This is a genomic window from Zoogloea sp., from assembly GCF_028689785.1.
In the GTDB taxonomy this organism is placed as follows: Bacteria; Pseudomonadota; Gammaproteobacteria; order Burkholderiales; family Rhodocyclaceae; genus Zoogloea.
Window position 1 is genome coordinate 1 of record NZ_JAQVCN010000107.1, and the last position, 6,604, is coordinate 6,604.

Genomic DNA, 6,604 nt, shown 5'->3' on the forward strand with positions numbered 1-6,604 from the left:
AGCAGCGTCAGATCTTCAAGGGGGCCGACCATGCGTTCCTGTGGAAGCCTAAACTGAGGATTCCGGATATCTACGAAGACAGGGACAATCAACGTGCCTTTGGACGGTTGCTGCATGCGTGCGATTGTTGCACCAAGGAGGCCGACGTGCTCCAGGCGATCCGCACGCTCGAAGCCAAGGGCATCAAAGGCCTCGGCCCTGCCGCGGCCAACCTGCTTTACTTCATTCACCCCACGATCATCGTCCCGTTCAATACGGCGATCGTCAAAGGCTACAACGCGCTGACCGGCGCTGCGGTCAAGCTCGGGCGTTGGGATCATTACCTTGCGATGCGGCAGGGGCTCATCGAGTTCAACCAGCGCCACCGGGATCTACTGTCCAATGATCTGGGCGCGGTCGCCGGGCTCATGTTCGACCTGGGCATGGAGCGCTACCCTTTGCCACCCGCCGAGGGGGATGCCAAGGCGACCGATGCCTGGGCCAAGGATCTGGCCGCAGTCCGGGAGGAAACCGCCACCTTTGCCAAGCAACTCGACAAGAATCGGGTCTCCGACGAAGGGCACACCGAAGTGCAAGGGTGGCTGAGAGACCTGGGGCTGGCCCTGGGGTTCTCGGTGTGGATTGCCAGCAACGATCAGAGTCGGCCCTATGGCGGAGGGCGTCTCGCCGACGGGTGTCTCACAGTCTTACCCCCGGCTTTGCAAAATGAAGGGGCTGACGCGGTGCGGCTCATCGATGTGATCTGGCTGGAACGAGAGTCTGGCGCAGTGGTGGCAGCGTTCGAGGTCGAACATACGACCTCAATCTACTCCGGCATCGTTCGGCTGCTGGATCTGGCCTTGTCTGGTGGTGCAGCCCAGCGCCATCATCTGTTCCTCGTCGCCCCGGATGAGCGAGAAGCCGATGTCCGGCAGCAGGTGCAGCGACCCGCGTTCTCGCAGGTTCGGGAACTCAACATCCGCTACCTACCGTACGGAGAGCTACGCCAACACCGGGAAGCCATCGCCCGGTTCGGAGTTGGCATCAAGCCTGTGGAAGCCATCGCCAGAATGTTCTGATGTGCATTTTGAGACTAGTCGCCATCGACAATGAATCTCGTGAGCCCCCAAGCTGCCTCAGGGTGCATTGAGGGCTCCCCTGTAACTCATGTACTTACGGGACTACTAGCTACCGTCACCATGTCGTAGTAGCGAGTCAAGCCGCATGACCTCATCGCCATGCATGATGATCTTCCGGCCATCCTTGGCTTCCATGACGGTTTCTTTCTTCATGCGAGTCGCCCGGCCGTACTTGTCTTCCATGGCCATTTTTCCGTCCTTGAAGATATAGACCGTCGAGCCATCTTTCAGCTCGATGACCTCTTTCGCTGCCGCCCGCGCCTCATCAGAAGCGAATGCGCCCGTTGTACCTATGATGCTCAGCGCGACCACGACCAGCATTTTCTTCAGCATTTCTCTCTCCTTCAGGCTGTGTGCAGGTGATCCTGCACTTGTATGATGGACGATGGCTCCTTACGGGAGCCAAACCGTCCGATGACAGTTTTGTCAGCGGCTTGTTATGTTGTTGGGCCGCCTTGTTGCTGGATGAAACATAGCTGCTGGCCCTCAACTGAGTGCCAAGGCTTGAGTGCGGTCGCGTCGGATCGACAAGTGAGTCCCGTCGGGACTACTTGCCCTTGGTCGCTTCGTAGAGGCCGTGTCCACCCACACCTTCTTCGTGGTTGTCCTTACCCCGATCCAAGGTCTTTTCGGCTTCGCGCTTTTTGGCCTGGCTTTCCTTTGTTGCCGGCGGCATCTTCTTGGCTTCATGGAGGGCATGACCGCCAACCCCCTCCATGTGGTTGTCCTTCTCCCGATCCCAGTTCTTCTGCAGATCGCGTTCCTTCTTTACGTCGGCAGCGGTGGGCTTGCCTTGCTTTTGCAGTTCGTTGAGGGTGTGTCCGCCAACGCCTTCAACGTGATTGTCCTTGTCGTTAAGGTCAGCATGGGCAGCGCCGGCAGCGAGCAGCAGCGCAGCAAATACGGTGGAAATGAGTTTCATGATTTTCTCCTTTGGTTCGGTCATGAGTGAGCCTGCAGTTGAAGCATGCGCTACCGACCCTTACGAGACCCGAACATGGGGGTGACAATTGCGTCACCTTCGTGTCAGGAACAGGAGCTTCATCCAGATTCCCTGAGGGGGATCGCTCCACCGTTGTCCCAATTGCAAAGTGAAAAAATGCGCTCCGGCACCGTTGACCTTCCCATGATGGCAAGGTCTAGCCTGCTCCTGTCACCTCAACAGGAGTTGCATCATGGGTTCGTCCATCACCACATTGTCAGGTCAGGCGCTGTCGATCGGCATTGAGGGCATGACCTGCAGCAGTTGCGCTGCCCGCGTAGAAAAGCTGCTGGCTCGCCTGCCCGGCATTTCCAAGGCCACCGTCAGTTTCCCCACCGAATCGGCGTTGCTGGAGTCCGATTCGGTCGTTGACCTGACGGCTGTGCGTCAGGCGATTGAGAAGGCGGGTTTCCATGTTCCTGAGGAAAGCTGGGTTTTGGCGATCACGGGGATGACGTGCAGCAGTTGCGCCGCGCGAGTGGAGAAGGTTCTGGCCGGGGTTCCCGGTGTCGTGAGCGCCACCGTCAACTTCGCAACTGAACAAGTGCATGTCACGCTGACCCGTGGCGTACCTACCTCGACCCTGATCAAGGCTGTCCGGAAGGCGGGTTACGATGCCGCATTGCTGACGGAGGGCTCCCCAACTGCAGCAGCATCAGTCCGCCAGGGTGCCGAATGGTGGCCTGTTGCAGTTGCGGCGACCCTGTCCTTTCCGCTCGTGATTCCGATGCTGGCTGATCTCTTCGGTGCACATTGGATGCTGCCCGGCTGGGTGCAGTTGTTGTTAGCGACCCCTGTTCAATTCTGGCTGGGGCTGCGTTTCTACCGTGCAGGCTGGAAGGCTCTGCGTGCCGGTAGCGGGAATATGGATCTCCTCGTGGCCCTGGGGACGACTGCGGCCTACGGACTCAGCGTATATCTCCTGGCAAAGCCGACAGGCGGTGAGATGCCTCACCTGTATTTTGAAGCTTCAGCCGTGGTGATCACGCTGGTTCTGCTGGGCAAGTGGCTTGAAACCAGGGCCAAGCGGCAAACCACCGAAGCGATCCGTGCGCTCCAGGCCCTGCAGCCTGCCGTCGCCCGCATTCGTACTGGCGACGGTGACCGGGAGATCGCCATCGATGCGGTCCGCGTGGGCGATGTGGTGGTTGTGAAGCCAGGTGAGCGGGTAGCAGTGGATGGCCAGATTGTGGAGGGGTGCAGCCACCTGGACGAGTCCATGTTGACCGGTGAAAGCCTGCCGGTTCCGAAGCAGCCTGGCGATCGTGTCAGTGGCGGTGCGATCAATGCTGACGGTTTGCTGCTGGTGCAGACAACGGCTGTTGGTATGGAAACCACTTTGGCCCGGATCATCCGGTTGGTTGAGAGTGCCCAGTCGGCCAAGGCACCCATTCAGCGCCTGGTGGACCGGGTGAGTGCGGTGTTTGTCCCGGTGGTCATGCTCATCGCGCTGCTGACCTTTGGCGGATGGTGGGCGTACGGCAGCGATGTCGAGACAGCGATTATCAACGCCGTCGCGGTGCTCGTGATTGCCTGCCCGTGTGCGCTGGGTCTTGCCACCCCCACTGCGCTCATGGCGGGAACGGGTGTGGCCGCGCGACACGGCATTCTGGTGAAGGATGCGGAGGCGCTGGAAGTGGCGCACAAGGTGACAGCCGTCGTCTTCGACAAGACCGGCACCCTGACGGAAGGCAAGCCCCAGGTCGTGGCCTTCGAAGCCGTTGGCGGCGATACTCAGCAGCTCCTCAGCCTCGCTGCCAGTCTTCAGTTGGGTAGCGAGCATCCCTTGGCGCGATCCGTGGGCAAGGCTGCCCAGGACGCCGGACTGAGCCCGGTCAGTGCCCGGTTCGTTCAGGCCTTACCCGGACGCGGGCTGGCCGGCGAAATTGATGGAACACACTATGTTCTTGGTAATGCCCGATTGATGCATGAGCGCGGTTTCAAAATGGACCATCTTGCCGACACCGCAATGCGCCTCCAAGCCGAAGGGCGGACCATATCCTGGTTGGCATCGGAAGGTGCTCAGGCCGTGCTGGGCTTGATCGCCTTCGGCGACCGGATGAAGCCAGAAGCGCGGGCAAGTATCGATCGCCTCAAGCAGATGGGCATCAGGACTGTGCTGATTACGGGCGACAGTCGTGGGGCTGCGCATGGTGTGGCAACCGAGCTTGGAATCGATCAGTGTCTGGCTGAAGTGCTGCCGGAGGGCAAGGCAGCCGAGATCGAAACCTTGAAACGGGAGAGCCACGTCGTTGCCATGGTCGGCGATGGCATCAATGATGCCCCGGCATTAGCTGCCGCCGACATTGGCATTGCCATGGGAACCGGAACGGACGTGGCCATGCACGCGGCCGGGGTGACCTTGATGCGCGGCGATCTGGCTCTGGTCGCTTCGACAATCGACATCTCCCGCCGGACCTACGCGAAAATGCGGCAGAACCTGTTCTGGGCCTGTGTCTACAACGTCGTGGGCATCCCCCTGGCGGCCGCGGGACTCCTGAACCCGGTCATCGCAGGGGCTGCCATGGCATTCTCAAGCGTCAGCGTGGTGTCGAACGCGTTGCTGCTCCGGCGCTGGCGCCCTGTCACATTTGGATAAGAGGAAGGCGACATGAACATCGGAGCGGTTGCCAAAGCCAGCGGTGTCTCAGCCAAGATGATCCGCCACTACGAGCAGATCGGCTTGATTGGCCACAGCCCCCGGACCGAGGCGGGCTACCGCCAGTATCAGGAACGGGATCTGCACACGCTCAGGTTCATTCGCAGCGCCCGCGATCTCGGGTTCTCTCTGGAGCAGATTCGCCAGCTTCTGTCGCTCTGGTATGACGGGGAGCGCTCCAGTGCGGAGGTGAAACAGCTTGCGGAAAGTCACTTGAGCGATCTGGATAAACGAATTCAGGCACTCATCACCATGCGCGACGCACTGGTAAGCCTGTCGGAGAGTTGTTGCGGAGATAACCGCCCTGACTGTCCGATTCTTGAGGGGCTTGCCGGGCACGTGCCCGCATCATCGAGCCCACCCCAGCTCTCGAAGCAGAAAGCCCAGGGCGTTTAGGGCGAACTGGGCATCCTCCTCCGTGGGAGGCCGGGTGTTATAGCGTTTTTGCTCGTTGGGTTTTCCGCGAGAGTGAAAGCGCTGCAGCAGACGGATGGCCGAACCTGCTGCTGACGGGGGCTGGGTATTGCCGTTGCCTTGCTGTTTTTCGAACGCTTTCAACAAGTCACCCAGGTCGAGATGGTGGACGTTGTTCGGGGCATCTCCAGATGCTTCGAGCCAGTACGCCAGGACCGTGGTTGTCGCGGCACGACAGAGATCGATCAAGGAGACCGGACTGGAACGAAATGCTGCATCGGCAACCTTGTCCAGAATTGTCGTTACGTCTGGGCTTGCCTGTTTGGGAATATGGTCGTTGATCAACTCGGGCAGGCTACCAAAGGTGGAGCGGGCATGCAGCGTGATCAGCTCTTCCCCTGAAGCGATTGTTTCCACGGAGACAATCCGCCAGACAGTGGGGGCTGACTGGGTTCCAAGTACCAACTGGGCACGTACTGAGTTTGGAAACGCCGAGGCGAAAATTCGGGCGGGGTGGTACGTATAGAGCATTCGACTCAGCCGGCCATCCATCGACATGCTGTTGCGATCTGGAGGCTCTGCCGGATGCGGAGGAAAGTACCACGTCTGGTTCAGGGCTCCGTCCCGCCACTCGTACAGGCGACCTCGACGTACCCGAGTGACGGGATCGAACGAATCCTCCCGAAAAACCAGGTGAGCATTGTCCAGCCGGACTGAAGCGGGGAGCGTGCCCCAGTCGCTGTCGCAGGTGATCAATGTGGCAATCGAGATTATCGGAGTCGGCCAGATCCCGTGCCCATAGTTGCTCACCCCCTCGAAGACTAACCATGTGTTGTTGTCGATACCGATCATCCATGCGTCCTTAGCGTTGAGTGCGGCGCGATGCTAATGGATTCCGGAGCGCTGGTGAGTGTTCGCGCATCGTTTCAAGATCCAAGAGAGGGACGAAGGCTACTGCGGAACGGATGGCGGAGCGTGAAGTGCCAAATACGCAGGCAAGTCGCACAATGACCGCAGAAAGCGGGGATCGGGGCTTGCCAGATTCCGAGCAAGGTGGATTGCGTGCATCCCAACCCTCCTTGGCCCCAGGCAGTCTGCCTCGTAGGTATCCCCGACCATCAGCACCTCGCCCGGACTGAGCGCCAGTGACTGCCAAACTGTGCTGTAGATCCGGTGGTCCGGCTTCACAACACCCACCTCGAAACTCCATGCATACGCATCGAACTCAAAGGGTAGAAGGGACAAAACAGGCGGTGCGTACGGTTCGGCCAGATTGCTACACAATCCGAGTTGCAACCCTTGTCTGTAACCGCTCACTGAGCGGCGTTCTTCCCCCGCCCTGGCTCACGCGGAAGAATCCTCCTTCTGTTCAATCAGGAGGAACGCGAAGTGAGCAGCGCGACGACAAGCAACAACAAGCGGCAGCGGCGT

General features: G+C 59.8%; 7 protein-coding genes. 3 read left to right on the forward strand and 4 right to left on the reverse strand.

Going from position 1 to position 6,604, the window contains the following annotated elements; all coding sequences use genetic code 11:
* Positions 1–1,058, forward strand: a 1,058-nt coding sequence (locus PHI64_RS23040) for a type II restriction endonuclease (RefSeq protein ID WP_299888602.1), incomplete at its 5' end; no start/stop codon positions are given.
* 105 nt (positions 1,059–1,163) lie between these two features.
* On the opposite strand, the gene copK is transcribed toward PHI64_RS23040, so the two are convergent.
* A complete protein-coding gene (copK, locus tag PHI64_RS23045) occupies positions 1,164–1,451 on the reverse strand; it encodes a periplasmic Cu(I)/Cu(II)-binding protein CopK (protein WP_148581811.1) in 288 nt (95 codons plus the stop codon).
* A 214-nt stretch (positions 1,452–1,665) separates the two neighbouring features.
* The gene (locus tag PHI64_RS23050) at positions 1,666–2,040 is read right to left on the reverse strand and encodes a hypothetical protein (RefSeq protein WP_284188512.1); all 375 of its coding nucleotides are present in this window, start codon (positions 2,038–2,040) and stop codon (positions 1,666–1,668) included.
* A 253-nt stretch (positions 2,041–2,293) separates the two neighbouring features.
* On the opposite strand from PHI64_RS23050, the gene PHI64_RS23055 reads away from it, so the two are divergent.
* Complete coding sequence (locus PHI64_RS23055) at positions 2,294–4,699, forward strand: heavy metal translocating P-type ATPase (RefSeq protein ID WP_299888613.1); 2,406 nt, start codon at positions 2,294–2,296, stop codon at positions 4,697–4,699.
* A gap of 12 nt (positions 4,700–4,711) precedes the next feature.
* Entirely contained in the window at positions 4,712–5,155 is a 444-nt protein-coding gene (gene cueR, locus PHI64_RS23060) for a Cu(I)-responsive transcriptional regulator (RefSeq protein ID WP_299888616.1), read from the forward strand.
* Here cueR and PHI64_RS23065 read toward each other — a convergent pair.
* Together PHI64_RS23065 and PHI64_RS23695 are read right to left on the reverse strand one after the other, a co-directional pair.
* Positions 5,108–6,025, reverse strand: a complete 918-nt coding sequence (locus PHI64_RS23065) for a hypothetical protein (protein WP_299888619.1) — start codon at positions 6,023–6,025, stop codon at positions 5,108–5,110. The two genes, cueR and PHI64_RS23065, sit on opposite strands and share 48 nt — an antisense overlap.
* A 99-nt stretch (positions 6,026–6,124) precedes the next feature.
* Positions 6,125–6,490 carry an HAD-IA family hydrolase gene (locus PHI64_RS23695; RefSeq protein ID WP_366945259.1) on the reverse strand — a complete coding sequence of 122 codons (366 nt, stop codon included), beginning with the start codon at positions 6,488–6,490 and terminating at the stop codon, positions 6,125–6,127.
* Positions 6,491–6,604 lie beyond the last annotated feature (114 nt).